This window comes from Ruegeria sp. E8 (assembly GCF_056533985.1).
Genome location: NZ_JBQFOY010000002.1, coordinates 23,161 through 49,439 on the forward strand (window position 1 = coordinate 23,161; position 26,279 = coordinate 49,439).

The 26,279-nt window shown below is 58.5% G+C and carries 23 protein-coding genes; 18 read left to right on the forward strand and 5 right to left on the reverse strand.

Annotated elements, in window-relative coordinates; genetic code table 11:
- Nucleotides 1-77: 77 nt before the first annotated feature.
- The gene (locus ACR0LF_RS03735; protein WP_480575153.1) at nucleotides 78-425 is read left to right on the forward strand and encodes a TfoX/Sxy family protein; all 348 of its coding nucleotides are present in this window, start codon (nucleotides 78-80) and stop codon (nucleotides 423-425) included.
- 54 nt (nucleotides 426-479) lie between these two features.
- Here ACR0LF_RS03735 and ndk read toward each other — a convergent pair whose 3' ends face one another.
- Entirely contained in the window at nucleotides 480-902 is a 423-nt protein-coding gene (gene ndk, locus ACR0LF_RS03740; protein WP_008757405.1) for a nucleoside-diphosphate kinase, read from the reverse strand.
- Between the two features lie 104 nt (nucleotides 903-1,006).
- Nucleotides 1,007-2,209, reverse strand: a complete 1,203-nt coding sequence (locus ACR0LF_RS03745) for a multidrug effflux MFS transporter (protein ID WP_480575155.1) — start codon at nucleotides 2,207-2,209, stop codon at nucleotides 1,007-1,009.
- Nucleotides 2,210-2,317: 108 nt separating this feature from the next.
- Here ACR0LF_RS03745 and ACR0LF_RS03750 point away from each other — a divergent pair, with 108 nt between their 5' ends.
- The 8 genes from ACR0LF_RS03750 (at nucleotide 2,318) to ACR0LF_RS03785 (ending at nucleotide 9,641) form a co-directional block, all read left to right on the forward strand.
- Nucleotides 2,318-4,168, forward strand: coding sequence for an ABC-F family ATP-binding cassette domain-containing protein (locus ACR0LF_RS03750; RefSeq protein ID WP_480575157.1), 1,851 nt, complete (start codon nucleotides 2,318-2,320; stop codon nucleotides 4,166-4,168).
- Nucleotides 4,165-4,554 carry an ACT domain-containing protein gene (locus ACR0LF_RS03755; protein ID WP_480575160.1) on the forward strand — a complete coding sequence of 130 codons (390 nt, stop codon included), beginning with the start codon at nucleotides 4,165-4,167 and terminating at the stop codon, nucleotides 4,552-4,554. The genes ACR0LF_RS03750 and ACR0LF_RS03755 overlap by 4 nt, the downstream gene beginning before the upstream one ends.
- A gap of 2 nt (nucleotides 4,555-4,556) precedes the next feature.
- The gene (locus tag ACR0LF_RS03760) at nucleotides 4,557-5,174 is read left to right on the forward strand and encodes a MarC family protein (protein ID WP_480575162.1); all 618 of its coding nucleotides are present in this window, start codon (nucleotides 4,557-4,559) and stop codon (nucleotides 5,172-5,174) included.
- Nucleotides 5,175-5,216: 42 nt separating this feature from the next.
- Nucleotides 5,217-5,798, forward strand: a complete 582-nt coding sequence (locus ACR0LF_RS03765; protein WP_480575165.1) for a retropepsin-like aspartic protease family protein — start codon at nucleotides 5,217-5,219, stop codon at nucleotides 5,796-5,798.
- Nucleotides 5,799-5,846: 48 nt separating this feature from the next.
- Nucleotides 5,847-6,467: an ImuA family protein gene (locus tag ACR0LF_RS03770; RefSeq protein ID WP_480575168.1), complete on the forward strand. Its 621-nt coding sequence runs from the start codon at nucleotides 5,847-5,849 to the stop codon at nucleotides 6,465-6,467.
- Between the two features lie 62 nt (nucleotides 6,468-6,529).
- On the forward strand, nucleotides 6,530-7,744 hold the full coding sequence (locus ACR0LF_RS03775; RefSeq protein ID WP_480575171.1) for an MFS transporter: 1,215 nt from the start codon (nucleotides 6,530-6,532) through the stop codon (nucleotides 7,742-7,744).
- Nucleotides 7,741-8,337, forward strand: coding sequence for a YceI family protein (locus tag ACR0LF_RS03780; RefSeq protein WP_480575174.1), 597 nt, complete (start codon nucleotides 7,741-7,743; stop codon nucleotides 8,335-8,337). The genes ACR0LF_RS03775 and ACR0LF_RS03780 overlap by 4 nt, the downstream gene beginning before the upstream one ends.
- An 80-nt stretch (nucleotides 8,338-8,417) precedes the next feature.
- Nucleotides 8,418-9,641, forward strand: coding sequence for an MFS transporter (locus ACR0LF_RS03785; protein ID WP_480575177.1), 1,224 nt, complete (start codon nucleotides 8,418-8,420; stop codon nucleotides 9,639-9,641).
- Nucleotides 9,642-9,703: 62 nt separating this feature from the next.
- On the opposite strand, the gene ACR0LF_RS03790 is transcribed toward ACR0LF_RS03785, so the two are convergent.
- Nucleotides 9,704-10,633: a hypothetical protein gene (locus ACR0LF_RS03790; RefSeq protein ID WP_480575181.1), complete on the reverse strand. Its 930-nt coding sequence runs from the start codon at nucleotides 10,631-10,633 to the stop codon at nucleotides 9,704-9,706.
- 175 nt (nucleotides 10,634-10,808) lie between these two features.
- Between ACR0LF_RS03790 and metG the strand changes: the two genes are divergently transcribed.
- From metG to ACR0LF_RS03805, 3 genes are all read left to right on the forward strand, one after another.
- Complete coding sequence (metG, locus tag ACR0LF_RS03795; RefSeq protein WP_480575184.1) at nucleotides 10,809-12,527, forward strand: methionine--tRNA ligase; 1,719 nt, start codon at nucleotides 10,809-10,811, stop codon at nucleotides 12,525-12,527.
- Between the two features lie 245 nt (nucleotides 12,528-12,772).
- On the forward strand, nucleotides 12,773-13,930 hold the full coding sequence (locus tag ACR0LF_RS03800) for an efflux RND transporter periplasmic adaptor subunit (RefSeq protein ID WP_480627482.1): 1,158 nt from the start codon (nucleotides 12,773-12,775) through the stop codon (nucleotides 13,928-13,930).
- 3 nt (nucleotides 13,931-13,933) lie between these two features.
- Nucleotides 13,934-17,071: an efflux RND transporter permease subunit gene (locus ACR0LF_RS03805; protein WP_480575190.1), complete on the forward strand. Its 3,138-nt coding sequence runs from the start codon at nucleotides 13,934-13,936 to the stop codon at nucleotides 17,069-17,071.
- Nucleotides 17,072-17,139: 68 nt separating this feature from the next.
- On the opposite strand, the gene glpD is transcribed toward ACR0LF_RS03805, so the two are convergent.
- Nucleotides 17,140-18,729 carry a glycerol-3-phosphate dehydrogenase gene (gene glpD, locus ACR0LF_RS03810; RefSeq protein WP_480575193.1) on the reverse strand — a complete coding sequence of 530 codons (1,590 nt, stop codon included), beginning with the start codon at nucleotides 18,727-18,729 and terminating at the stop codon, nucleotides 17,140-17,142.
- A gap of 180 nt (nucleotides 18,730-18,909) precedes the next feature.
- On the opposite strand from glpD, the gene ACR0LF_RS03815 reads away from it, so the two are divergent.
- The 6 genes from ACR0LF_RS03815 (at nucleotide 18,910) to ACR0LF_RS03840 (ending at nucleotide 23,644) form a co-directional block, all read left to right on the forward strand.
- Nucleotides 18,910-19,671: a DeoR/GlpR family DNA-binding transcription regulator gene (locus ACR0LF_RS03815; RefSeq protein WP_480575197.1), complete on the forward strand. Its 762-nt coding sequence runs from the start codon at nucleotides 18,910-18,912 to the stop codon at nucleotides 19,669-19,671.
- Between the two features lie 109 nt (nucleotides 19,672-19,780).
- Nucleotides 19,781-19,936, forward strand: a complete 156-nt coding sequence (locus ACR0LF_RS03820; RefSeq protein ID WP_480575200.1) for a DUF5993 family protein — start codon at nucleotides 19,781-19,783, stop codon at nucleotides 19,934-19,936.
- A gap of 10 nt (nucleotides 19,937-19,946) precedes the next feature.
- Nucleotides 19,947-20,516: a disulfide bond formation protein B gene (locus ACR0LF_RS03825; RefSeq protein ID WP_480575204.1), complete on the forward strand. Its 570-nt coding sequence runs from the start codon at nucleotides 19,947-19,949 to the stop codon at nucleotides 20,514-20,516.
- A 36-nt stretch (nucleotides 20,517-20,552) separates the two neighbouring features.
- Nucleotides 20,553-20,915: a DUF3302 domain-containing protein gene (locus ACR0LF_RS03830; protein WP_480575207.1), complete on the forward strand. Its 363-nt coding sequence runs from the start codon at nucleotides 20,553-20,555 to the stop codon at nucleotides 20,913-20,915.
- A 21-nt stretch (nucleotides 20,916-20,936) separates the two neighbouring features.
- Nucleotides 20,937-22,082 (forward strand): HlyD family secretion protein, encoded by a 1,146-nt coding sequence (locus ACR0LF_RS03835; RefSeq protein ID WP_480575210.1) that lies wholly within the window; start codon nucleotides 20,937-20,939, stop codon nucleotides 22,080-22,082.
- A gap of 11 nt (nucleotides 22,083-22,093) precedes the next feature.
- Nucleotides 22,094-23,644 carry an efflux transporter outer membrane subunit gene (locus tag ACR0LF_RS03840; protein WP_480575213.1) on the forward strand — a complete coding sequence of 517 codons (1,551 nt, stop codon included), beginning with the start codon at nucleotides 22,094-22,096 and terminating at the stop codon, nucleotides 23,642-23,644.
- A 2-nt stretch (nucleotides 23,645-23,646) separates the two neighbouring features.
- Here the strand turns inward: ACR0LF_RS03840 and mprF are convergent, their stop codons facing one another.
- On the reverse strand, nucleotides 23,647-26,256 hold the full coding sequence (mprF, locus tag ACR0LF_RS03845; RefSeq protein ID WP_480575216.1) for a bifunctional lysylphosphatidylglycerol flippase/synthetase MprF: 2,610 nt from the start codon (nucleotides 26,254-26,256) through the stop codon (nucleotides 23,647-23,649).
- Nucleotides 26,257-26,279: the final 23 nt, after the last annotated feature.

Here is a 26,279-nt window from a genome sequence, read left to right on the forward strand (position 1 = left end):
AAAACATCAAGACATTCTGTTTTGACCAAACGTAATCATCGGGTGACAGAAGTCGGTGACGTAAGTATGACCAGCGTATGAGTGACCCCGTTTCATCGATCCGAAACCTCGGCCCCGCCTTTGAACAAGCTTGCGCGCGGGCTGGTATTCATTCGGCTGACGAGCTGCGAGAGCTGGGGCCCGACGAAGCCTATGCCCGCCTTTTGCGTGCTGGGACCAAGGCACATTTCATCGGCTATTATGTTTTGGTGATGGGGCTGCAAGGCCGCCCGTGGAACGATTGCAAAGGTGAAGAGAAAAAAGCCCTGCGACAACGTTTTGATGCCATCAAGGCCGGTAACAGCGCAGCGCCAGAAAACAAGATGGTTGCTGATCTGGACGCCATCGGCGTGCGCGTCGCACCCAAAGATCTGAAACAAATCTGAACAAAAAAGGCCGCCCCAACCGGAGCGGCCCAATCGTGCAGCATAGGCTACGGCTTAGCCGACCAGCTCGATGCCCGAGAAGAAGTAGGCGATCTCAACCGCTGCGGTTTCCGGAGCGTCGGAACCGTGAACCGAGTTTTCGCCAACCGATTCAGCGAACTCAGCGCGGATGGTGCCGGGTGCCGCGTCTGCGGGGTTGGTTGCGCCCATGACTTCGCGGTTCTTGGCAATGGCGCCTTCGCCTTCCAGCACCTGAACGACGACCGGAGCCGACGACATGAATTCGCACAGTTCGTCATAGAACGGACGCTCGGCGTGCACGTCATAGAACTTGCCAGCCTGAGCTTTGGTCATGTGGATGCGCTTTTGCGCAACGATGCGAAGGCCGGCTTCTTCGAACTTGGCGTTGATCTTGCCAGTCAGGTTACGGCGGGTTGCATCGGGTTTGATGATCGAGAATGTGCGTTCCAGTGCCATGTCGGCCTCTCCTTAGTGCTAGGCGCAGCATCTGCGCCGAAATCCATCGCGCGCCGCCTAACACGGTATTTGCCGCATGAAAAGGGTGCCGCGCGGTTTGAGGATCAGATTGTGTCGGGTAGCGGGTCCATTGCGTCAACGCGGCGAACATATAGCACGGCAAGAAGGCCAATAAAGCTGCTGGCGAACATCATTCCCAGCACCAGGTACGGCCCGTTTTCGGGGTTGACCAAAGCCCCCGTCATTGTGGTCAGAATTGCACCCAAGGCCACGACCATGGCACCGGACAGCCCCGCCGCACTTCCGGCCAGTTTTGGACGAACCGACATCACCCCGGCCGAGGCATTGGCGTTGGTCAATCCGTTTCCAAAACCCACGCAGATCGCGGACCCGAAGAACACCCAGACCGACCCCATTTCCCCCAGAAACAGCAGCAGCCCGCAGAACGGACCGGTCGAGGCGACGATCCGTCCGATCAGGATCATCGTCGTCAGGCGAGTACGCGCGGCAATGCGCCCGGTAACGAAATTACCCACCATAAATCCACCGGTGATGATTCCGATCCCCAGCCCCAGCATCGCCGGGCTCAGATCAAACCACACGGCAGCCACCAAGGGTGCGCCGGTGATGAAACTGTAGAACCCTCCGATCGAAAACGCGGCACACAGCGCATAGCCCCAGAACCGGCGAGCGCGAAACAGGTGCGGATATTCCCGCAACTGCGCGGCAAAGGTCGCGGATCGGTTGGTGTTGGTCTCGCCCATATCCGCCCACAAGAGCAGCAGCATCCCGGCCCCCAGCGCAGAATACAGAACAAACCCGGCCCGCCAGCCAAACAGCATGTCCAGCGCGCCGCCCAGCATCGGCCCCAGCATCGGAGCAAGCGCCATCGCCATAGCGACATAGCCCAGCTTGCTGGCCGCCTCGTTCGGCGTGTAGAGGTCGCGGATGGACGCGCTGGACAGCACCGGCCCCGCCACCACTGCCGCTTGCAGCAGGCGGAAACCAAGGAACACCCAGATCGACTCGGCCAGCACACAACCCAGCGAGGCACAGGCGAATATACCCATACAGATCAGCAGGATGGGCCTACGGCCAAACCGATCCGACAAAGGCCCCATGATCAGTTGCAACACGGCAGAGACCGCCAGATACCCGGCCACCGACAGGTTGATGAGGCCATAGTCAACCTGAAAATCCTCTCCCATCCGGGCCAGCGACGGCAGGAACATGTTCAGTGACAGCACCGACAGTGCCGTGGCGAAGATCAATGTGACCAAAGATGGGGGCGTCTGAGCCGCGCGCATGATGAAAACCGTCGAGAAATGCCAACCGGAACAGCGCTAACACATCGCCTTTGTATTGAACATGTCAAGCTGCTGGCGGCGGCATCACCGCTCTGCTAAGAGCGCGTCATGTTACGGATCGAAGACATAACCTACGCGGTTGAAGGCCGCCCCCTGTTCGATGGGGCCAGTGCGACAATTCCTGACGGCCACAAAGTCGGCCTTGTCGGGCGGAACGGTACGGGGAAAACCACCCTGTTCCGGCTGATCCGGGGCGAGTTGGCGCTGGAATCGGGCAACATTGCTGTGCCGAAACGCGCCCGCATTGGCGGGGTAGCGCAAGAGGTGCCCTCATCCGATGTCTCACTGATCAATACGGTTCTGGCTGCCGATACCGAACGCAGCGCGCTGATGGCCGAGGCCGACAGTGCAGAAGACCCCGCGCGCATTGCCGAAATTCAGACCCGTCTGGCCGATATCGACGCCTGGTCGGCCGAGGCGCGCGCGGCCTCTATCCTCAAAGGCTTGGGCTTTGACGATGAGGACCAGCTGAAACCCTGTTCCGATTTTTCGGGCGGCTGGCGGATGCGCGTGGCGCTGGCGGCAGTGCTGTTTTCTCAGCCCGATCTGCTGCTATTGGACGAACCTACCAACTATCTGGACCTTGAAGGCGCGCTGTGGCTCGAGAGCTATCTGGCCAAATATCCGCACACGGTCATAATCATCAGCCACGACCGCGGGCTGTTGAACCGCGCGGTGGGCTCGATCCTGCATCTGGAAGACCGCAAGCTGACCTATTACGCGGTTCCTTATGACAAATTCGCAGAACGCCGCGCCGAACGTCTGGCGCAGGCAGAATCCGAAAACGCGAAGGCCAAGGCCCGTATCGCTCATTTGCAGAGCTTTGTTGACCGCTTCCGCTACAAGGCGTCCAAGGCGGTTCAGGCGCAATCGCGTCTGAAGATGATCGAACGCATCCAACTGGTCTCAACCCCGCAAGAGGCCGCTTTGCGCGCGTTTTCGTTTCCGGAACCCGAAGAGCTGTCGCCTCCAATCATCCAGATCGAAGGCGGTGTGACCGGTTATGGCGAGACCGAAGTGTTGCGCCGCCTGAACCTGCGCATCGATCAGGATGATCGCATCGCGTTGTTGGGCAAGAACGGTCAGGGTAAATCGACTTTGTCAAAACTGCTCTCGGATCGCCTGCCACTGATGGCGGGCAAGATGACGCGCAGCAACCGGTTGCGCATCGGCTATTTCGCGCAGCATCAGGTGGATGAGCTGCACGTGGACGAAACGCCGTTGGACCACCTGCGCCGCCTGCGCCCGGATGAGGCTCCGGGCAAGTGGCGATCACGTCTGGCCGGGTTCGGGATGAACGCCGATCAGGCGGAAACGCTGGTCAGTCGTCTATCGGGCGGCCAGAAAGCTCGGCTGTCGCTGCTGATCGCCACCATCGACGCGCCGCATATGCTGATCCTCGATGAACCGACCAACCACTTGGATATCGAAAGCCGCGAGGCGCTGGTCGAGGCGCTGACCACCTACTCCGGAGCCGTTGTACTGGTCAGCCACGACATGCACCTGCTGTCTCTGGTCGCGGACCGGCTTTGGCTGGTCTCGGACAAAACGGTGAAACCCTTCGATGGTGATCTCGAAGCCTATCGCGCCATGCTGCTGGCCCGCGACAAACCGGCAAAGGAAAAACCGCAGGTTGCGAAACCCAAGCGCCCTTCGCGTGATACCATGCTGGCGCTGCGTGCCGATCTGCGCAAATGCGAAGACCGGATCGAAAAGCTGACGGACATGCACGAGAAACTGTCAGCTAAACTGGCGGATCCGGCCTTGTACGAAGATGACAGGATTAACGATCTGGAAACTTGGAACCGCAAGTTCACCGAGGTTACCGAGGCCATGCAAAAGGCCGAGGCCCTGTGGGTGGCGGCCGCCGAACGGCTTGAGCAGGCAGAAACTGCATGAGCGCGCCTGTCAAAGACACCGACGCCATGATTGCCGGTATGCGTCCCGTTTTACAGCCCGGCACATTTGCCTTTATCGTTTGGCCCGCGAACGAACCCTGGCCGGAAGGCACGCGTGCAAGCTGTGTCGAGGCTGAGGGATTGTCCCTTATTGTTCCGTTCAAACATGCGGCTCAAGATGCCGTGGCCATGCACTGCATCACATTGCAGGTTCATTCCTCGCTGGAAGGTGTCGGTCTGACCGCTGCCGTGTCCGCTGCTTTGGCACAGGCGGGCATTCCTGCCAACATGGTCGCGGGGTACCACCACGATCATGTTTATGTCCCCTCAGATATGTCAAAGGACGCCTTGAGCATCCTGCAAGACCTGCAACGGAGCAGCAAATAGCAATGGACAGCGCTTTCCTTATTACCGCGTTCACGACACTTTTCGTCGTTCTCGACCCGCCCGCGCAAACGCCGATCTTTGTTGCGCTAACACAGGGTATGGACTGGAACACCCGCCGATCCATTGCGGTTCGGGCCTGCCTGACGGCAGGTGTCATTCTGGCCATGTTCGCCGCCTTTGGTGAAGCGCTTCTGGGGTTCGTTGGCATTTCGATGGAGGCATTTCGCGTTGCCGGGGGTGTTCTGTTGTTCCTGACGGCGCTGGACATGCTGTTTGAACGCCGCACCAAACGGCGCGAGAGCAGCGCCGAGGAAGAGGAACACCCGGACCCTTCGGTCTTTCCGCTGGGCATTCCGCTGATCGCCGGCCCCGGTTCGATCGCAACGATGATTCTGCTAGCGGGCCAGCAGCCCGGCATTCAGGGTCTTGCCGTTGTCATTGGCGTCATGCTCGTCGTTCTGGCGATGGTTTTCGTGATGTATCTGACATCCGGCGCGGTGGCCCGTGTTCTGGGCAAAACCGGGCTGAACGTCCTGACACGCCTGCTGGGTATGCTGCTGGCGGCTTTGTCTGTTCAGTTCATTCTGGACGGCCTCAAGGCCTTTGGTTTTGCGTCTTAAATCCCCATATACAGTTCATGTAACTTTAGTGGGGTGAACCTGTTGGAAAGCGTCAATATTGGACAATTGGTCTATCTGGTCGTGCTCGGCCTGGCGGTCGCGTTCTGGTTCGTTTCGCAAAACCGCCAGTCGCTGAACAAGACCCTGCAACAGGTGATGGCCTGGGTGTTCATCTTTGTCGGTGTCATAGCGGTCATTGGGTTGTGGGAAGATATCCGGTCCTCGGTCAGCCCCGCCCCGCAGATGGCCGTCACCGGCGACGCGATTGAGGTGCCGCGTGCTCAGGATGGGCACTATTACCTGCCGCTCGTCGTGAACGGCGAACCGATTGTTTTCCTTGTGGATACCGGTGCCAGCCAGATCGTGCTCAGCGCACAGGATGCGGAGCGCGTGGGCATTGACCCGGACCAGCTGAACTATTTCGGACGCGCGATGACGGCGAACGGAGAGGTGCGGACCGCACCTGTGCGACTGGACAGTCTGGAACTTGGGCCGATCACGGATCGCAATGTCTCGGCCTGGATCAACGAAGGTGAGCTGCATCAGTCGCTTCTGGGCATGGATTACCTGCATCGGTTTTCGAACATCCAGTTCACCGATGGCCGTCTGATCCTGTCGCGTTAGGCTCTCTCGCCACTTGAGAACAAAATGAGAACATGATATATCTCTATCATGTCTGCTCAGCTTCTTGGTCAAAAGCCCGCGCGCGCTGCGCCGGGGGTCAAACTTCATGAGGAAATCGCCCTGCAACTGGGCCGCGTGCACGAAGCCTGCGGCCCGGCCCGGCGCAGTTTCGCCATGTGGCTGGCCGGTCAGACGCAGGGGCCGGTCTTGTGGATTTCCCCCGCGTGGGAGCCCGGCCAGTTGAACCCGGACGGGATGATGCCCTTTGCCGACCCCGCCCGGTTCATCTTCGTCCACCCCACCCGTGCCGAAGACCTGCTGTGGTGTATCGAAGAGGCGCTGCGCAGCGGGGCCGTTCCGCTAATCGTCGGCGACCTGCCCGGCGCGCCGGGGCTGACCCCGATACGGCGGATGCATCTGGCTGCCGAACAGGGCGGCACGATGGGGCGGGCTCCGCTGGGTCTGTTGCTGACGCCCGGCGACGGTGGCGCGCAAGGGGTCGAGACGCGTTGGCACATGGCCGCCACCCATCGGGGTGAGGCCCGCCGCTGGGCCCTGACCCGCCGCCGCGCCCGCGCCCTGCCCCCGGTTACGTGGCAGGCCACCATGACCGCCGCCCGCGCCGGTCTGAACCTGAAGCGGATCGAAACAGAGGACACCGTGGCGTGAGTCCACATGGTTCACGCAAGATGTGACTGGTCAAACCCCGGACCGCGCCCTAGCGTCACCGCATGAGCCATCCGATCCATGACAGCCGCTATTCCTGGCTTCGCCTACTGATCACGCTCGCCATTGCAACAGTGGCGAATGTGGGGTTGTGGGCGGCGATCGTAGTCATGCCTGCGATTGAAACGGAATTTGGCGCTGGTCGTGCCGAAGCCTCGATGCCTTATACGCTTGCGATGATCGGTTTTGCACTGGGCAATATGTGGCTGGGGCAATTGGTAGACCGGCTGGGCGCAACAATGGCCCTGATCGGAGCAGCCGGTCTAAGTGCCCTGAGCTATGTGCTGGCAACGCTGGCGCCAAACATCATGCTGCTGTCCGCGGCGCATCTTTTGCTTGGGTTGGGCACTTCGGTCGGATTTGGCCCCCTGATCGCCGATATCTCGCATTGGTTCATGAAACGTCGCGGTATTGCCGTCGCGCTGGTGGCCAGCGGGAATTACCTGTCCGGTGCCATCTGGCCCACCCTGCTGTCCGGCATTCTGGCGCGGGACGGCTGGCAACAGGTCTATTTGTCGCTTGCCATTCTGACGCTTTTTGTTGTCATCCCCTTGTCGTTGCTGCTGCGTCGTCAGATCCCGGCAGAGGCGCATAACTCCTCCGCCGCCTCAGCCCAAATCAATGCGCGCAGCGTCGGTATCTCACCTCGGGCGTTGCAATATATTCTTGGTCTGGCCGGGATCGGTTGCTGCGTGGCGATGTCCATGCCGCAGGTCCATATCGTCTCGTATTGTGTCGGGCTGGGTTATGGCCCCGCAGTCGGGGCCGAGATGTTGTCACTGATGTTGTTGGGAGGTGTCGTCAGCCGCGTAATTTCGGGCTTGGTTGCAGATCGGTTGGGCGGGGTCATGACGCTTTTAATCGGCTCGGTCCTGCAATGCATCGCGCTATTTCTGTTCCTGCCCTATGACGGGATGGTCTCACTCTACTTCATCAGCCTGCTCTTCGGGCTGGCACAGGGCGGTATCGTGCCCAGCTATGCGCTGATTGTCCGCGAATACATGCCACCGCAAGAGGCGGGCGCGCGGGTCGGATTCGTCTTGATGATGACCATACTCGGCATGGCTCTGGGCGGCTGGATGTCAGGATGGATTTACGACCTCACCGGAAACTATCAGCTGGCCTTCGTGAACGGTATTCTGTGGAATGGGCTGAATATCGCAATCGTTCTGATGCTGCTCAGGCGGTCCCGCCCCAGAAGAGAGAGGGTCATGGCATGACGTTCATAACTCGCCGCAATGTACTTGCCGGGATGGCCGCCCTGCCCTTGGCCCAGACTGCGCATGCCGCGTTGCAGCCCTACATTCTGTCAACCAAAGACACCCGGGTCGGTTTTACCTTTGATCTGTCGGGCGTAACGCAATCGGGAACCATGCCAATCCTGTCCGCTGACGTTCAGGTCGACACACACCGCCTGCAGAACAGTCGGGTATCCGTGACGCTGGATGTCAGCAAAGCCAGAACACGGCTACCCTTTGCGCGTATGCCCATGCTCAGCCCCAGTGTGCTGGACGCAAAAAACCATCCGACGATTCGGTTTGTATCAACCGACATTCAGTTGGGTGTAGATGGGCGCATATCAAACGGCGCTCGGGTAACGGGTGATCTGACCGTACGAGGCGTGACCCGCCCGATCACGTTAGAGGCCAACCTGTACCGTAAGGCCGGAACTGCGGTGAACGACCTGAGCCGTTTGTCCATTGGCCTGAAAGGGGCTTTGAACCGGCACGACTTCAACGCTTCGGGCTATCCGGATCTGGTTCAGGACAACGTCGGTCTGGACATCCACGCCGAGATCATCCGCGTAACCTGACCGGGGATCAGCGAAAAACGACTCGATAAGGTCGAATTGATGCGTGCATAGTGCGTTGACCCTGCCAATCTGAGATCACTATGCGCACGATCATTTCATTTGCGGCCCTGTTTCTTTCGGTCATTCTGCTACAGCTCTCGACAGGAGGTGTCGGGCCGCTCGATGCCATCTCGGGCATTACGCTGGAATTTACGACAGAACAAATCGGTCTGCTGGGGTCGGCGCATTTCATAGGGTTCTTCGTCGGATGCTGGTGGGCCCCGCGCCTGATGGGCAGCGTTGGACATTCCCGCGCCTTTGCGGTGTGCACCGCCTTGGGCGCGATGGGGTTGATCGGGCATACCCTGACCGAAAACCCTTATATCTGGGCCGCCCTGAGGATCGCGTCAGGCACCTGTGTCGCCGGCTGCTATACGGTGATCGAGGCCTGGCTGAACGCCAAGGTCACCAATGAAACACGCGGGCGCGCCATGGGGACCTACCGCATTGTGGATATGGGGGCCTCGCTGACCGCTCAGTTGATCATCGCGGTTCTGCCACCTGCCTCTTACGTGTCGTATAACCTGTTGGCCATTCTGTGCTGCGCCGCCTTGTTGCCGCTGACACTGACCCGAGCGAGCCAACCGAAAACACCCGATGCACCGCGTCTGCGACCAAAGCTGGCCTGGCGCAGCTCCCCACTGGCCGTTGCAGGGGTCATCGTAGCAGCGCTGAGTTCTGCTTCGTTCCGAATGGTCGGTCCTGTTTATGGTCAGGAAGTGGGTCTGGGCGTGGACCAGATCGCGTTCTTTCTGGCATCGTTTGTCTTGGGTGGAGCGCTGGCACAGTACCCGATGGGATGGCTTGCGGATAAATACGACCGACGCTGGGTGCTGATCTGGTTGTCCGTTGCAGCGGTCCTCAGCTGCGGCGTGACCATGGCGGCCAGCGGTACCGGAACCTTGGGGGTCATGCTGGCGGCGGGTCTCTTCGGCTTCACGACCTTCCCGATCTTTTCGGTTTCGTCGGCACACGCAAACGACTTTGCCACTACCGAACAACGGGTCGAGTTATCTGCGGCACTGATGTTCTGGTACGCGCTGGGGGCAATCGCATCGCCCTACATCTCATCCACATTGATCCAGCAATTCGGTCCTGGAGCACTGTTTGCCTTTGTCGCACTTGGTCATGTATTCCTGATTGGCTTTGGCTTGGCCCGAATGAAATCTCGCCCCACGCCCGAAGAGCGAACCAACTACGTCTATGCGCCACGGACGTCATTCACCATTGGTCGCCTGTTGAAGCGATCTCGGGAAGGGCGATAGATCAAAGGCCATGGGGCCAGTCCTCTTCAAAGACCTCCGTCGGTTTTGGTAGTGCCTCAATGCTAATCCGCAGGCGGCGGGGATGGGATCATTTCATCTAAAAGTGATCCTGCCTCGTACCCCAGCAGATCAACTTCCATACGCGCTGGATCGCCGAAGGCCCAAACACCAACATGGCGCTGCATACTCTCATAGCCGACGAAATCGGCCATTGCCTGATTGCCATGTGCATTTTCGGCAAACATGACCTGACCCGCAGCAACTTTCTGCGGCATCACGCGCTCCAGATACAATTCAACGACATTGATCCCGGTCACGTTAGACCCACCGTGATGGACAACATACATGTCGTCCCAGACCTCTTCACTCACTGTCGCACGCGCATCCGATACAGCCCTGTGTAACGCAGCAATCTCGGCCCGCGCTGCTTTGCGCATGTTCGCGGCCCAAATCGGACGCATGTCGTTGATCGCATCTGCCACGTCCTGCTTTGTCAGGGTCCCGCGCTGGACAGCTGTGCTGGTAAAGGTCCGCGCAGCCTCAAGCATTTGCCGTTGCCAGGCAATCTCGTCTTCCGGCAGGTCGAGTCCTTCGATCCATGGCAGCAAGGTATCGATTTCCTGCGCTATAGTCGCAAAGTCAGTTTTCCAACGAGTGTCATCTTCTTTGGGCCACGGAGTAACCGCACCGATAATTCCCAAAAGAACATGGGACGTGGATTTGAAAATCAGATAGTTTGGCGCGTCCCTTGGAAAGGACACCTCCCCATTTTCGGACAGGATCGTAACATCCCGGGCAATCACCATGACCGGCCGTGTCTGCGATGTCAGCGCATCCTGACCACGCCGAAAAACCGACAGCATCGCCTTGTCAAAACTATCAATCGCATCCATGGCTTCACCCTGTTCGGCCTGAACATTCGGCGCGACGAATAGAGTCAGACAGAGAGTCGCCGATACCTTCAGCACGCTTTGAACCCAAAACAGCTTCATTTTGTCCCCCATGCGCAATTTACACAGCAATCATACATGGTTCTGCACCGCCACGCGAAGGTCGCGTTGAACCGGCACTTACACGCCTTTTCGGGCGTTTATCGGTGAAAGCGGGGTTTTGCTGGCCGGTGACATAAGGTAGACGGACGCGCAGTTAGATATGCGGAAGCGAAACATGGCTCGGATTCTCATCACCTCGGCGATCCCTTACATCAACGGGATCAAGCACCTCGGCAACCTGATCGGCTCGCAATTGCCGGCTGATCTATACGCGCGGTATCAGCGCGGCCGGGGAAACGAGGTCATGTTCCTGTGCGCCACGGATGAGCACGGCACCCCAGCGGAATTAGCCGCTGCGAAAGCTGGCAAGCCGGTCGCGGACTATTGCGCCGAGATGTACGGAATTCAGGCCGACATCGCCAAGCGCTTTGGCCTGAGCTTCGATCACTTCGGTCGCTCTTCCAGCGAGCAGAACAAGCGTCTGACCCAGCATTTCGCAGGCAAGCTGGACGAAGCCGGGTTGATCCGTGAAGTCAGCGAAAAACAGGTCTATTCCAACGCCGACAAACGCTTTTTGCCTGATCGTTACATTGAAGGCACCTGCCCCAATTGTGGCTATGAGCGCGCACGGGGCGACCAGTGCGAGAACTGCACCAAGCAGTTGGACCCGACGGACCTGATCGAGCCGCGCTCGGCCATTTCCGGTTCGACCGATCTGGAGGTGCGCGAGACCAAGCACCTGTATCTGCGCCAGTCGGCGATGAAGGATCAGCTGGACGCGTGGATCGACAGCAAAAGCGACTGGCCGATCCTGACCACCTCGATCGCCAAGAAATGGCTCCATGATGGTGACGGGTTGCAGGATCGTGGCATCACCCGCGATCTGGACTGGGGTGTGCCGGTCAAGAAAGGCGATCAGGACTGGCCTGGGATGGAAGGCAAAGTCTTCTATGTCTGGTTCGACGCCCCCATCGAATACATCGCCTGTGCCAAGGAATGGGCCGATGCCAACGGCAAATCCGATGCTGATTGGGAACGCTGGTGGCGCACCGACAAGGGTGCGGATGACGTGCGCTATGTCCAGTTCATGGGCAAGGACAACGTGCCGTTCCACACGCTCAGCTTCCCGGCCACCATTCTGGGTTCGGGCGAACCGTGGAAGATGGTCGACCACCTGAAATCGTTCAACTACCTGAATTATGACGGCGGCCAGTTCTCGACCTCACAGGGCCGTGGCGTGTTCATGGATCAGGCGCTGGAGATTCTGCCCGCCGATTACTGGCGCTGGTGGCTGCTGAGCCATGCGCCCGAAAGCAGTGACAGCGAGTTCACATGGGAGAACTTCCAGCAGTCGGTGAACAAGGACCTTGCCGACGTGCTGGGGAACTTCGTCAGCCGGATCACCAAGTTCTGCCGCTCGAAATTCGGCGAGGCAGTGCCTGCAGGTGGTGAGTTCGGCGAGCGGGAAAATGCCCTTGTCGAAGAGCTCACCAAACGTATCCGCGCCTATGAAGGCCATATGGAAGCGATGGATGTCCGCAAATCAGCGCAGGAATTGCGGGCAATCTGGGTCGCGGGCAATGAATACTTGCAAGCCGCAGCCCCGTGGTCGACCTTCAAGGAAGACCCTGAACAGGCCGCTGCTCAAGTGCGATTGGGTCTGAACCTGATCCGTCTTTATGCGGTTCTCAGCGCACCCTTCATCCCCGATACCTCGGCCCGGATGCTGAGCGCGATGAACACGCTGGACACCAGCTGGCCCGATGACGTCGCCATGGCGCTGAACGCCCTGCCCGCTGGTCATGACTTTACAGTACCTGACGTTCTGTTCGCCAAGATCGCGGATGAACAACGTGAAGACTGGCAGCAAAAATTCGCCGGAACGCGCGACTGAAGCCTTCTGGCGTCAAGAATTGACGGGGGCCATCATGGCCCCCTTTTGCTCTGGCCCTTAGTTCGGGCCAAGGCCTAAACCAGCCTAAGTGCTGAAATTTTTGGCGCCGCCTCTGACGTGCCCGAGATTCATCACCTTGAGAAATCACCGCAAAGAAGTCATCCTGAGACCAAGTCCTTCCGACTCGGGCCGCTTGGGCGGCGGGGTCGGCTTCAATTGTTTCTGCATCGAACGAGGCTTTCGCCATGTCCCCAGCGTTTAACTTACCCACCCTGACCAGCAGGCCACTGGCCGTTATTTTGATGCTGTTGTCCCTGGGTTTGGCGCATCCTGCGACCGCGCAGGAGGAAGGGGCACCGCCAAAGGTCTCGATCGCGGCGGCCTATACCGAGGAAATCACGGACGAGGCCACGTTCATCGGTCGCGCCGAGGCGATCAACAACGTCGACATCGTGGCCCGCGTGAACGGGTTCCTCAACAGTCGCGAGGTTGAGGATGGTGCAACCGTCAAGGCAGGCGACCTGCTGTTTACCATCGAGCCTGACCTTTATGAGGCTACGCTCGAAGCGCGCAAGGCCGATCTGAACCGGGCAGAGGCAAATCTGGAACTGGCCAAGGTCGACCTGGCCCGTAAGGAAGAGCTTTACAAACGCGACGCTACACCGGAATCGGAACGCGATATTGCCCGCGCCAATGAACTGGTGGCCGAGGCTGAGGTCAAAGCCGCCAATGCCGCCATTCAGCAGGCCGAATTGGATCTGAGCTATACTCAAATCCATGCGCCGTTTGACGGTCGTATCGGCAGCATCACCACCAGTGTCGGCGATGTGGTTGGCCCGACCAACCCTCCGCTGGTCAATATCGTCAGTGAGTCACCGATCTACGTGAATTTTTCGCTGAACGAGAAGCTCTTTACTTCGGTTCTGCAAACCTACGGCGAAAGCTCGGCCTCGCTTGCCGAAAGCCCACAAAGCCCAAATGTGCATGTCGTGCTGCCAAACGGAACCGAGTTGGATGAAACCGGAAGGATCGTCTTTGTCGACAACCGCATCGATCCGCTGACCGGTGCGATCACGGTCCGCGCGCAATTCGACAACGCCGACCGGCTGATCCTGGATGGCGCGTTTGTAAATGTGCAAATCGAAGCCTTAGAGCCGACCTTGCAGGTCCTGGTGCCGCAAGCAGCCCTGCAGCGCGATCAGCGGGGTGAGTTCGTTCTGGTGGTCAACGACAAGCAGATGGTGGAACAACGCTATATCACCACCGGCGATACGGTCGGCACCGCCATCATCGTGACAGACGGTCTGCGTGAAGGCGAAAGCGTGATTGTCGAGGGATTGCAGAGGGTCCGCCCCGGCGTGGCCGTTGACGCGGTCGTGGCCTCTGAGCAGCCGGGAGAGTAACAGATGTTCTCAGCCCTGTTCATCAGCCGGCCCAAGCTGGCGCTTGTCATTTCGCTGGTGCTGACCATCATGGGCGGCATCGGCTATCTGGTGCTGCCAGTGGCGCAGTTCCCTGATATCACGCCACCGGTTGTCAGCGTTACAACAACCTATACCGGCGCCAATGCCGAAACTGTGGAAAACACTGTCGCCGCCCCCATCGAGGCGCAGGTCAACGGTGTGGACGATATGATCTACATGACGTCCACGTCTTCGGATAACGGGTCCTATTCGCTCAACATCACCTTCGAGGTCGGCACCGACCCCGATATTGCTTCGGTGAACGTTCAGAACCGGGTCGCGCAGGCTATGTCATCGTTGCCAACCGAGGTGACATCGTCGGGTGTGGTCACGCAGAAATCCTCGACCAACATGCTGATGCTGGTCACCCTGACATCGCCGAACGGCACGTATGACAGCGTCTTCTTGTCCAACTACGCCTCGATCAACCTGCGCGATGCGCTGGCGCGTGTGCAGGGTGTTGGTAAAGCGGATGTTCTGACCAACCTTGAATACGCCATGCGGATCTGGATGGACCCCGACAAGATGGCTGCCCTGTCCATCACACCGGGCGATGTGATCAACGCGATCCGCGAACAGAATATCGAAGTTTCAGCCGGTTCGATCGGCTCCCCTCCGGTACCCGAAGGACAGACGTTTCAGTACACGATCAAGTCCAAGGGCCGTCTGACTTCGGCTGAAGAGTTTAGCGACATCGTGATCCGCACCGGTGCCGATGGCGCGATCGTTCGCGTCAAAGACATCGCGCGTACAGAGCTGGGCGCGCAATTCTACTCGGCTTCCGGTTATTTCCAGGCGGTTCCAGCCACTGTGATCGGCATCTACCAGGCGCCCGGCGCCAACGCTCTGGCGGTCTCGGAGCGCGTGCAGGCAGAGCTGGTACGCCTGTCTCGCGCATTCCCAACGGACGTCGAATATGAAGTGCCCTTCAACACCACTGACTTTGTCGAAGCTTCTCTGAACGACGTGGTCTCGACCCTGATCCTGACCTTCACTCTTGTGATCTCGGTTGTGTTTGTGTTCCTGGGAAGCTGGAGGGCCACGATCATTCCCGCCGTGGCCATCCCGGTCTCGTTGATAGGTACGTTCGCCTTCTTGCTGGCCTTCGGCATGTCGTTGAACACGATCTCTCTGTTCGCGCTGGTGCTTGCCATCGGGATCGTGGTCGATGACGCCATCGTCGTGGTCGAAAACGTGGAGCGCATCATCGCGGACGAGGGGCTGCCCCCTGCCGAAGCGACCCGCAAGGCGATGGGGCAGATCACAGGCCCGGTTATCGCGACGACGCTGGTTCTGTTGGCGGTCTTTGTGCCAGTGACCTTCATGCCCGGCATCTCGGGGCGACTGTATTCCCAGTTCGCCATCACGATCTCAACCGCGGTTGTGATTTCGTCCATCAACGCTCTCACCCTGTCACCCGCGCTGTGTGGTCTGGTTCTTCGTGCACGGTCAGGCCCGCCCAAAGGACTGCTTGCGATGTTCGAAGGGTTCATCGGCACAGTGCGCAATGGGTATGTCGCCATAGTACGTAAGCTGTTGGTTTTTCCGGCCATCGCTTTGGCCATCGTGGTTGGACTTGGCATGGGAACGGGAACGATCATGTCGAACACCTCAGCCGGGTTTATCCCGCTTGAGGACAACGGCTATCTGTTCGTTGACGTGCAACTGCCCGACGCGGCGACACTGGAACGGACCGAGGCCGTGACCGCCCGTCTTGACGATCAGCTGCGTGAAATCCCCGGTGTGGCCAGCACGGTTCTGGTCAATGGCTTTTCGCTGCTGAACGGCACCACCACAAACGGCGCTGCAATCTTCGTGAACCTCGACAACTGGAGCGAGCGGCAAGAAGAAGACCTGAGCGCGGATGCCATCCTCGCCAAGGTGCTGGCGATTGCCAACAGCGAGTCTGCCGCCTCGATCGTTGCCTTCAACCCACCGCCCATCCAGGGTCTCGGCATGTCTGCCGGGGTCGAGATGGAGGTACAGCAAACCGGTGGCGGCACCCCTCAGGATCTGGCCTCGGCCGTGGGTTCGTTCGTGTATTCAGCTAATCAGAGGCCCGAGATCGGGCAGGCCTATACAACCTTCCGCGCCAACGTTCCTCAGCTGTTCGTGGACCTGGACCGTGAGAAAGCCAAGACGTTGAATGTCTCGGTGGCTGAAGTGTTCCAGACCATGCAGGCGCAACTGGGGTCTTACTATGTCAACGACTTCAACCTGTTTGGCCGCGTCTACCGCGTAATGATCCAGGCCGATGGCACCTATCGCGACAATGTCGAGGATATCGCCAATCTCTACGTCCGGTCGCAAAATGGCGACATGGTCCCACTGGGCACTTTGATCGACGTTGAAAACGTGCTGGGGCCGGTTCTGTTGAAACGGCACAACCTGTTCCGGTCGGCCACGGTGACAGCGGTGCCTGCGCCCGGCCTGTCCAGCGGCGACGCGATCACGGTGATGACAGAGGAATCTGAGACCGCCCTGCCCCCCGGATATGCATTCGAATGGACCGGAACGGCACAGCAGCAGTTGGCATCCGGCAGTCTGGTCATCATCATTCTGGGGCTCGCGATCCTGTTCGGGTATCTGTTCCTGGTGGGCCAGTACGAAAGCTGGACGATGCCCGTTTCGATCCTTCTTTCGGTGGTCGTGGCCCTGTTTGGCGCCGTGGCAGCGGTTGCGATTGTGGGCAGTGACATCAACCTCTACACGCAGATCGGTATGATCATGCTTGTGGGGCTGGCGTCCAAGAACGGTATTCTGATCGTTGAATTCGCGATGGAACAGCGCGCCAAGGGTTTGTCCATCAAGGATGCCGCCGCCGAGGCGGCGTATCAGCGTTTCCGCGCCGTGATGATGACCGCCCTGTCCTTTCTGCTGGGAGTTGTGCCGCTGCTCGCCGCAAATGGTGCCGGTGCCGCCAGCCAGAAGGCAATCGGTGTTGCGGTGTTTGGCGGCATGCTGGCCGCGACGCTGGTTGGTGTGATCGTGGTGCCCGTGCTCTATGCCCTGATGCAAAGCATGCGAGAATGGTTGAAGGGTACCAAAAACGATCCTGGCCCTTCAGAAGAAGCAGCCTGAACACCAAAAAGCCCCGCCTGAGTAGGCGGGGTTTTTTCTTGCAAATTCGTTTGTTTTTTACGGCTGACTCACGCCACTTTTTCGTCCCGTAGCCGTACGGACATCCAATGATCAATCCGCGCGATTTGCTCGGCAGTAAGACGTAAGCCCAGTTTGTTGCGACGCCAAACCACATCTTCAGCCGAACGGGCGTATTCCTTGTCCATCAACCAACTGACTTCTTGTGTGGTCAGGGTGGCGCCGAAATCCTCACCCAGATCAGAAGCCTGCTTCGCATCCCCCAAAACATCACGCGCCTCGGTCCCATAAGCGCGGATCAGACGCGCAACCCATTTCGCATTGAGGAACGGATAAGCAGCCAGAAGATCGCTTTTCAAAGTTTCCACGGCATCAACAGGAAAATCTCCACCCGGCAGAGCAACTCCGGCGGTCCAAGGGCCGGGCAAGTCCGGGAAGAACTCTCCTACCTTTTCCAGCGCGCTTTCCGCAAGCCGACGATAGGTGGTGATCTTGCCGCCAAACACATTCAACACAGGTGCCCCGCCCTGCGCATCCACTTTCAAGGTGTAATCCCGTGTCGCCGCCGTGGCGCTGCTGGCCCCGTCGTCATAAAGCGGGCGCACCCCGGAATAGGTCCAGACGATATCATCGCGGGTCACGGCACGTTTGAAATACTTCGATGCGAAGGCGCACAGATAATCCTGCTCGGCCTCGGTACAGACCGGTTTGGTGGACGGATCCGGATGGTCCTGATCCGTTGTACCGATCAGGGTAAAGTCCTGTTCGTAGGGAATGGCGAAAATGATGCGCCCATCCTCGCCCTGAAAGAAGTAACATTTGTCGTGATCGTACAGCCTGGGCGTTACGATATGGCTGCCCCGCACCAGCCGAACCCCCTCGCGTGAGTTCACGCGGATCTTGGTCTGGATAATGTCACCCACCCAAGGCCCACCCGCATTGATCAGCATCTTGGCCCGGATCACACGGGTCTCTCCGCTGTCCCGCTCCCGAACCGACACTTCCCAAAGATCACCAACCCGCTCAGCCGAAGTTACTTCGGTCCGGACCATGATCTGCGCGCCTCGGGCCTCAGCATCGCGCGCATTCAGAACCACCAGACGGGAATCTTCGATCCAACAATCGGAATACTCATAAGCCGTTTCAAACTTGTCCTGCAAAGGAGCGCCTTCCGGAGCCGAACTCAGGTTCAACGACGTCGTTCCCGGCAGGATTTTGCGCCCGCCCAGATTGTCGTACATGAACAGGCCCAACCGGATCAGCCAGGCCGGGCGACGCCCGCGCATCCATGGCATAACCGTGCTCAACACTCGCGAGGTCGGAGTTTCCGAGTCGAACCGCATGTCTTTGTGATACGGCAGCACAAACCGCATCGGCCAGCTGATATGCGGCATCGCACGCAGCAGGGTTTCACGCTCGATCAGAGCCTCGCGTACCAGCCGGATTTCGAAATACTCCAGATACCGCAACCCGCCGTGAAAAAGCTTGGTCGAGGCAGAGGACGTTGCCGACGCGAGGTCGTTCATCTCGGCCAGCGTCACTGACAAACCCCGCCCGGCCGCGTCCCGAGCAATGCCGCAGCCATTGATCCCGCCACCGATGATGAAAAGGTCTGTGATCTTGTTGTCCGTCGACCGCATATCCGATGATTCCCCGCCAAGCATGGTTATCGGCATTAGCCAGAACAAACTTCGCTTCGTCAACGTTTATGTTCGTTTATTTTCTTTTTGCAACACGGGTATGTATTTCAAGCAAATCTTCTTGCCAAAGCAAACAAAAAGAACAAAAACGAAAGCGACACTTTTGCACCGGAACCCCTCATGTCCTTGTCCTTTCGCCAATCCGATATTCTGGAAATCGCCAGCGCCGAGGGCCGCGTGACTGTTGACGGGCTGGCCGAGCGATTTGGCGTCACGGTTCAGACAATCCGGCGCGACCTCTCCGAACTGGCGGATGCGGGCAAACTGGACCGGGTCCATGGCGGCGCAGTTCTGCGTTCAGGCGTTTCCAACATCGGGTACGAGGACCGGCGCGCGCTGAACTCCGACGCCAAAGCGCGCATCGCTCTGGCCTGCGCCGCCGATATCCCAGACGGGGCTTCAGTTTTCATGAATATCGGAACCTCAACCGAGGCTGTGGCAAGGCAATTGCTGAACCATAAGAACCTGATGGTGGTGACGAACAACATGAACGTCGCAAACATCCTGATTGAAAACCCCGATTGCGAGATCGTTATGGCCGGTGGTGTCCTGCGGCGGACGGATGGCGGGTTGATCGGTAATTTGACCGTTTCGACCATCCGGCAATTCAAATTCGATCTGGCCGTCATCGGATGCTCGTCACTGGACACGGACGGCGATCTCTTGGATTTCGACTTTCAGGAGGTTCAGGTCAGCCAGACCATTATCGCACAGGCACGCCGCACATTTCTGGTTGCCGATCATTCCAAATTTCAGCGCTCGGCCCCCGCGCGCATAGCCTCATTGGCCGAGATCGACGCGGTCTATACCGACGCACCCCTGCCCGGTAACCTGCCCCAGCGCTGTCAAGAGTGGCAAACAGACGTTGTCATCTGCGACTAGACAAAAACAGCTTTCAACGTTCAGGCGAGTTGCATGGCTTGCCAGATGGGACCTGGCCTGACACTATCCGGGGAATAAGGAATTGTGCACGGGAGGGGAGAACCGGGCCATGATTGCGCTTTTATTTGCATTACTTATCGCCACGATGGGGCTGAACTATTTCAACCTGACAAGGGCCAGCAACCTGCTTTTTTTCGCCACGCTGGTCCTGTGTGTGTATTGGCTGAAATTCCACGCCACCACACCTTTAACGATTCAACTCTGAGGGAATTGCCATGACACCTGAACTGTCCCGCACCCTCAACGCACTCGGTATGCTGGCTGTCTGCCTCGTTCTGGCACTGGCGTTTTTCTATCAACTCGTTCTTTACGAACTGCCCTGCCCGCTTTGCCTGCTACAACGCGTCGGCCTTGTCGCCGTTGGCGTGGGGCTTGGCTTGAACCTTCTCTACGGGGTAAGGCCGCAACATTACGCCATCGTACTGATCGCCGCATTGTACGGCGGCAGTGTTTCGATCCGGCAGATTCTGCTGCACATCGTGCCCGGAACGGGTCACTATGGCTCTCCGGTTCTGGGGCTGCACTATTACACCTGGGCTGGAATCGCCTTTTTCCTTGTATTGCTGGGCACATCGATCATGCTGCTGTTTGAACGCCAATACGAGGGATCCTCACATCACGAACCCAGATTCGGTGGCAACGCTCTGGCCAAATACGCGTTTTTCACGATGTTGGCATTGGCCGTGCTGAATGCGGGTTCAACCTTGTTGGAATGCGGGCCCGGTATCTGCGCTGACCCGCCGACAAGCTACAAGTTGATTGACGAATTGGACCCCGGCAATTGATGATACCCTAACCTTCCCAAAAAAGGAGGCGCGAGCATGGGACTATTGGGACAGCCCCTTGGCTATTACGACTACCTGACTTTCGTGGCACTGATCCTGCTGCTGGCGGCGGTGATGGCACTGTTTCTGTTTGTCATGGGACTGCCGGGGCGGATCGCCATAAAGCGCAATCATCCCCATGCCGAAGCCGTCAAGATTATGGGGTGGATGGGGTTTTTGGCCGTCGTGCCCTGGTTCCACGCTTTTATGTGGGCCTTCCATGACGGTGTAACGGTCGATATTCGCCGCGGTCCGGAAGAAGAAAAAGACGCCATTCGCGATGAAATCAAACGCTTGGGCGGCAAGGTCAAGCCAGAGTATCAGGATCGTCTGGACACAGACGACACTCAACAAAGCTAAGGCCGAAGGAAACCAACACACATGTTCGTCGCCCTTGGCATCACGCTTTTCTACATCATTTTTGTCTGGCTCATCTTCTTCAAGCTGGAATGGCTGAAATTCAACATCGCCTGGGGCATCGTTTCGTTCTGGGTCGGCGCGCATCTGTTGTTGATCTTTCTGGTGGCGCTGCGTTTCTTTCAGCCCTTTTCGGTGGACAGCCACGTTGTACGCTCGACCATACAAATCGTGCCCAAGCTGACGCAGCCGACGATATTGACTGAGGTTCTGGTAGAGCCGAACACACAGGTGACCAAAGGCGATCCGCTCTATCGTTTTGATGACACCGTGTTTTCGCTGGCGGTGGACAATGCGAAGGCGCAATTGGTTGCAGCCGAGCAGAACGCCAAGATACTTGATCAGGACGTTATAGCCTCGACCGAATCCGTGGAACGGGCCAATGCGCAATTGGCTTATGCTCAGACCCAGCAAGCGCGATATGAAACCCTCGTGCCCGCAGGTGGAGCGCGTCAGGACGATCTGGACCGCTGGAACGAACAGGTGACCGAAGATCTGGCCGCCGTCAAACAGGCCGAGGCAAATCTGGAAAAGGCGCAACTGGCTGTGGAATCGCAAATAGACGGCGTGAACACAGGAATTCTTCAGGCGCAGGCGCAATTGGCCGAGGCTGAGTATTTTCTGGAAAACACGACGATCTATGCCCCCGAAAACGGCATGATCGTTTCTCAGCAGGCGCGCCCCGGACTTGTCGTCGGTGACATTCGGCTGGGCGCGATCGCCAGTTTCGTGACTGAGGACAGCCCCTATATTCTTGCCACCTTCCGCCAGCAGAACCTGAAGTTCGTCGAACCGGGGCAAGAGGTCGAGGTGGCGCTGGATCTTTATCCCGGCGAAATCCTGACTGGTAAGGTCGAGGCGATCTGGTGGGCCACCCGACAGGGGCAATACCTTCCATCTGGCCGCCTGCCCGGTTTTGAACTGCCCGAACTGCCCGGTCGCATTGCCGTGCAGATCACTGTTGACGTGCCCGAAGGACATACTTTCCCCGCAGGCGGCCACGCGGCGGTGGCGATCTACACCGGCATGGGCAAAAGCTTTGAGTTCCTGAGGCGCATCAACATCCGCCTCTATTCCTTCGCCAACTTCATCCGACCGCTGGATATCTGAGGATGCGCGCCATGACACTCCGCCGGTTGTTGGGAACTGCCATCTGCGCCGCTACGCTGGCGGCCTGCACGCCGGTGGGACCGGATTTCGTACGCCCGAATTCCCCGGTCGTGAAGCAGTGGATCGAAGTGAACAACCCCAGCGCAGGGCAAAGCGGCCTGACATCGCGCAGCGCCCCCGTAGTGAAGTGGTGGGAAACGTTCAATGACCCCACCCTCAACAAGCTGATTGCCGAGGCTTATGCCCAGAACCTGACGCTTCAGGTCGCCGGTGCACGGGTATTGCAAGCCCGGGCACAGTTGGGGATCGCATTCGGCGAGCTTTATCCGCAATCGCAGGCCATTGGCGGGTCGTTGCAACGACGGCAGATCAGCGACAATCTTGGGCCGATTTCCGATATCAACCGGATCATCCCACTGGATACCGAGTTTTCGACCTCACAAGTCGGCTTCGATGCCCAGTGGGAACTGGATGTCTGGGGCGCGCAGCGGCGTGGCGTTCAGGCGGCACGGTCGAATCTGGCGCTGCAGGTGGCGAATTATGACGATGCTCTGGTCACGTTGACCGGGGATGTGGCTGCGCTTTACGTCAACATCCGGGCGTTACAGGAATCGCTCGCAGTTGCCCGTGAAAACATCAAGTTGCAGCAGGAGTCCGCAGATCTGACCCAGCTACGTTTCAACAACGGGGTTACCACGGAACTGGACGTTCAGGAATCCACCGCCCTGCTCAACAACACGAAAGCCTTGGTGCCCGAGCTGGAAAGTGACCTGCAACAGACCAAGAATGCCTTGGCCGTACTGCTGGGGGCCACCCCGTCCCGTATGACAAGCCTGTTGGGGAATTCCGGCCGTATCCCGTCTGCGCGATCCAACGTAGCCGTGGGCGTACCCGCGGAGCTGTTGCGCCGCCGACCGGATGTCCGCGCGGCAGAACTGGCTGCCGCGACGCAATCGGCGCAGGTTGGTATCGCGATGGCAGACCTGTATCCGCAATTTGTGCTGTCAGGCTCGATTGGCCTGCAGGCATCGGGCGGGCGTGATCTGTTCAGCGGTAACAGTACAACCGGGTTGGCCAGTGCCGGTGTGGTCTGGAACGTGCTGAACTATGGGCGCATCAAGAACAATGTAAGGGCTCAGGATGCGGCTTATCAGGCGCTGATCGCCAATTATCAGAACACCGTGCTGACCGCCTATTCCGAGGTGGAAAGCGCCATGGTCGCCTATGCGCAGGCGCGTAAACAGGTTGGGTTTTATCAGCAAAGCGTCGACGCCTCGCGCAAGGCCGTTGATATTGCCGTCAGCCAATACACAGACGGCATCGCCAGCTATTCGCGTATTCTGAACACTCAGACAGCCCACTTGCGCTCGCAAGCCAATCTGATCGAAGCGCGGCAGCAAGTGTCCAGCAATCTGGTCGCGGTTTACAAGGGTCTGGGTGGTGGCTGGCAAATCCGTCAAAATCAGGAATTCCTGCCTGAAACCGTGCTGGCCGAGATGGCTTACCGCACCGACTGGGGTGATCTGCTGCAGAAAACCCCGACCCGAGCCAGCCTGAACTGAGGTTACTTGGTCAGCCCACGCAACCCACCGGAAATCAGGATATTGACCTCATACAGAATGCGCGGCGCAGCTAGCCCCCCCGGGCTGGCCAGGTAATTCGGGCTCCATTCCGGGTCGAACTTTTGCTTGAAGCTGCGCAGACCTTCGAAATGGTAGAACTGCTCTCCATGTTCATAGACGAACCCGCCGATGCGGTTCCACAGCGAGGCGAGCTGACGGTTTTCTATCCCCGAGAATGGGGCCGCCCCCAGTGAGAACCAGTGGAATCCCTGATCTGCCCCCCATTGCATCATCTCGGCAAACAGCGCGTCCATGACAAAGCTGGGGCTGTCCGGTTCATAGCGCATCAAGTCCAGCGAAAGCTCGGATTTGTTGCCGCCCTGAAACAAGTTGGCAAAGGCTTTGATCCTGCCTGTGTTGCCGTCCCGCAGAACTGCGTGATCGAAATAAGACAGGTACTGATCGTCGAACCCGCCCAGCGCAAAGCCTTTTTCGGCACCAGCCTTTTGCGCCAGCCAGTGATCAGAAATCTCGCGCAGTTCCGGCAAGACAGGAGCCAATTCTTCTTTCGGAATGATCTCAAAAACATAACCTTCACGCGCGGCCCTGTTTTTGGCCTGGCGGAACCGCTTGCGCGACTTTCCGTCCAGCGAGAAGTCCTGCAAGGGCACCCGTGCAACCTCGCCAATCTTCAGGATCGACAGCCCCAGATCCAGAAAGGTCGGTAGGTATTTGGTCGAAACGCTGTAAAAGGCACAAAGCTTCCCTTCACGATCTGCCATTTCTCGAAGCTGCCAGATCAATTGTTGTCCGGCGGCCTCATCGCCGACTGGCTCTCCTTTCGAGATCAACGCGTTGCCAGTATCGGCGTAGGCGATGAATGCCGTCTCATCCGGCGAGATCAGGAATTGCTTGTCGCCGGTAAGTGAGATTTGGGATTCAGTGTCTTCACACTCCATCACCAACCGTTCAACAACCTCGGGAATTTCAGTGCGCTGCGGTGCCGGTATCTCACGCCCGAACAGAGAGTTCACGGCAACAATGCCCACGATCACCGCCACAACAAGGCTGGAGCGTAAAAAGCGCGATGCATCGCCGGTCCACGCAAACTCCCACCATAGGGCATTCTGGTACTCGACATGGGAATAGGCAAACAGCCCGATCCAGAAGATCACGGCCAATAGTACCACGACGCTGATCAGCCACGGGATGTTTAGCCTGAATATCGACGCGCCGCTGACCCGGTAAAACGCCCCGCGGAACAGAGCCAGCACACCGATAGTGCCCAGCATCGACAGCGCTTCGTGGGTATCCAGCCCCTTTGTCAGCGAGGCGAAGAACCCAGCCACCATCAACAGCATGGCGACCACCCAAGCACGGTAGAGCTTGCGGAACAATCCGCGTGACACCAGCAGAAGCAATACGCCGATAGCACTCCCGGCGAGGTGCGAGGCTTCGACAAATGATAGCGGCAAAACTTCTCTCAGAACGCCAAGGTTCTGGGTGCTCGCCGGTAATGCGCCGGATACCAGCAGGACCACCCCGGCCACTGCAGCGACGCCCGCGGCCACCATGGGAACGATGGGCCGGATGACCCGGTAGACCCATGTCGCGGCCCCGCCGATCCTATGCCTCTGGGTCAGAGCCGATGCGACCGCTATGGACAGGCTTGCGATACCGAATGGCAAAAAGGTGTAGACGACCCGATAGAGCAACAAGGCCGCGATCACATCCGACCGTCCCGATGCCCCAAGCCCCGCGATCAGCGTTGCCTCGAACACGCCGATCCCGCCCGGAGCATGGCTGAGAATGCCGACGGCGATTGCGGCGATGTAGATCGTGAAGAAATACGGGTAACCAACGCCCAGATCGTCCGGCATGAGCACATAGAGCGCCATGGACGCGCCAAACAGATCCCCGATTGCGGCCAGTGTCAGAAGGCTGGCCAGTTTGCCACCCGGCAAATTAAACCCGATGCCAGCAACGGCAAACCGCCTGCCCCCACTGGACAGCCATATGAACATGGCAACCAAAGCCGCCAACAGGCACAGGCCTATAACGGTCTCGACCGTTTCGCTGACAGGCATCACTTTGGAGATTCCGTCTGGATGCAAGGTCAGCAACAACCCCAGAATCAGAATAAGACCCATCCAGAACGCGACCCAGGACGTGGCAATCACCCCGGCCACACGCCCCAGGTCCAACCCTAACGAAGCGTAGATCCGGTATCGAATCGCGGTCCCGGTAATGTAGGAAAAGCCAAGACAGTTGGACACGGCATAGCCGCTGGCCCCTGCCATTCCGGCCACAGGCAATGGCACCTTGCCGCCTGCCACGCTTTGCACGGCAAACACGTCGTAAAGTGACAGTGAAAAGAAACTGAGCGCCGTCCAGCACAACGCAAAAAACAACAGCTTCCATGACGTCGCCGAGATATCAGTCTGGACATCCGACCATTTCACATGCGCGGACAGATCATGCAAAACCGTCAACGCAATCCCGGTTATCAGAACCGGTATTGCTACCCGCAGCCAGGGTTTTTCCAGCGTGGCCGTAACCTTTTCGGCCCAATGCACGGCTAAAGGTTCACCGTCTTTTTCTGCATTGGTCATGCTGCACGTCCCCGCCAGTTTCT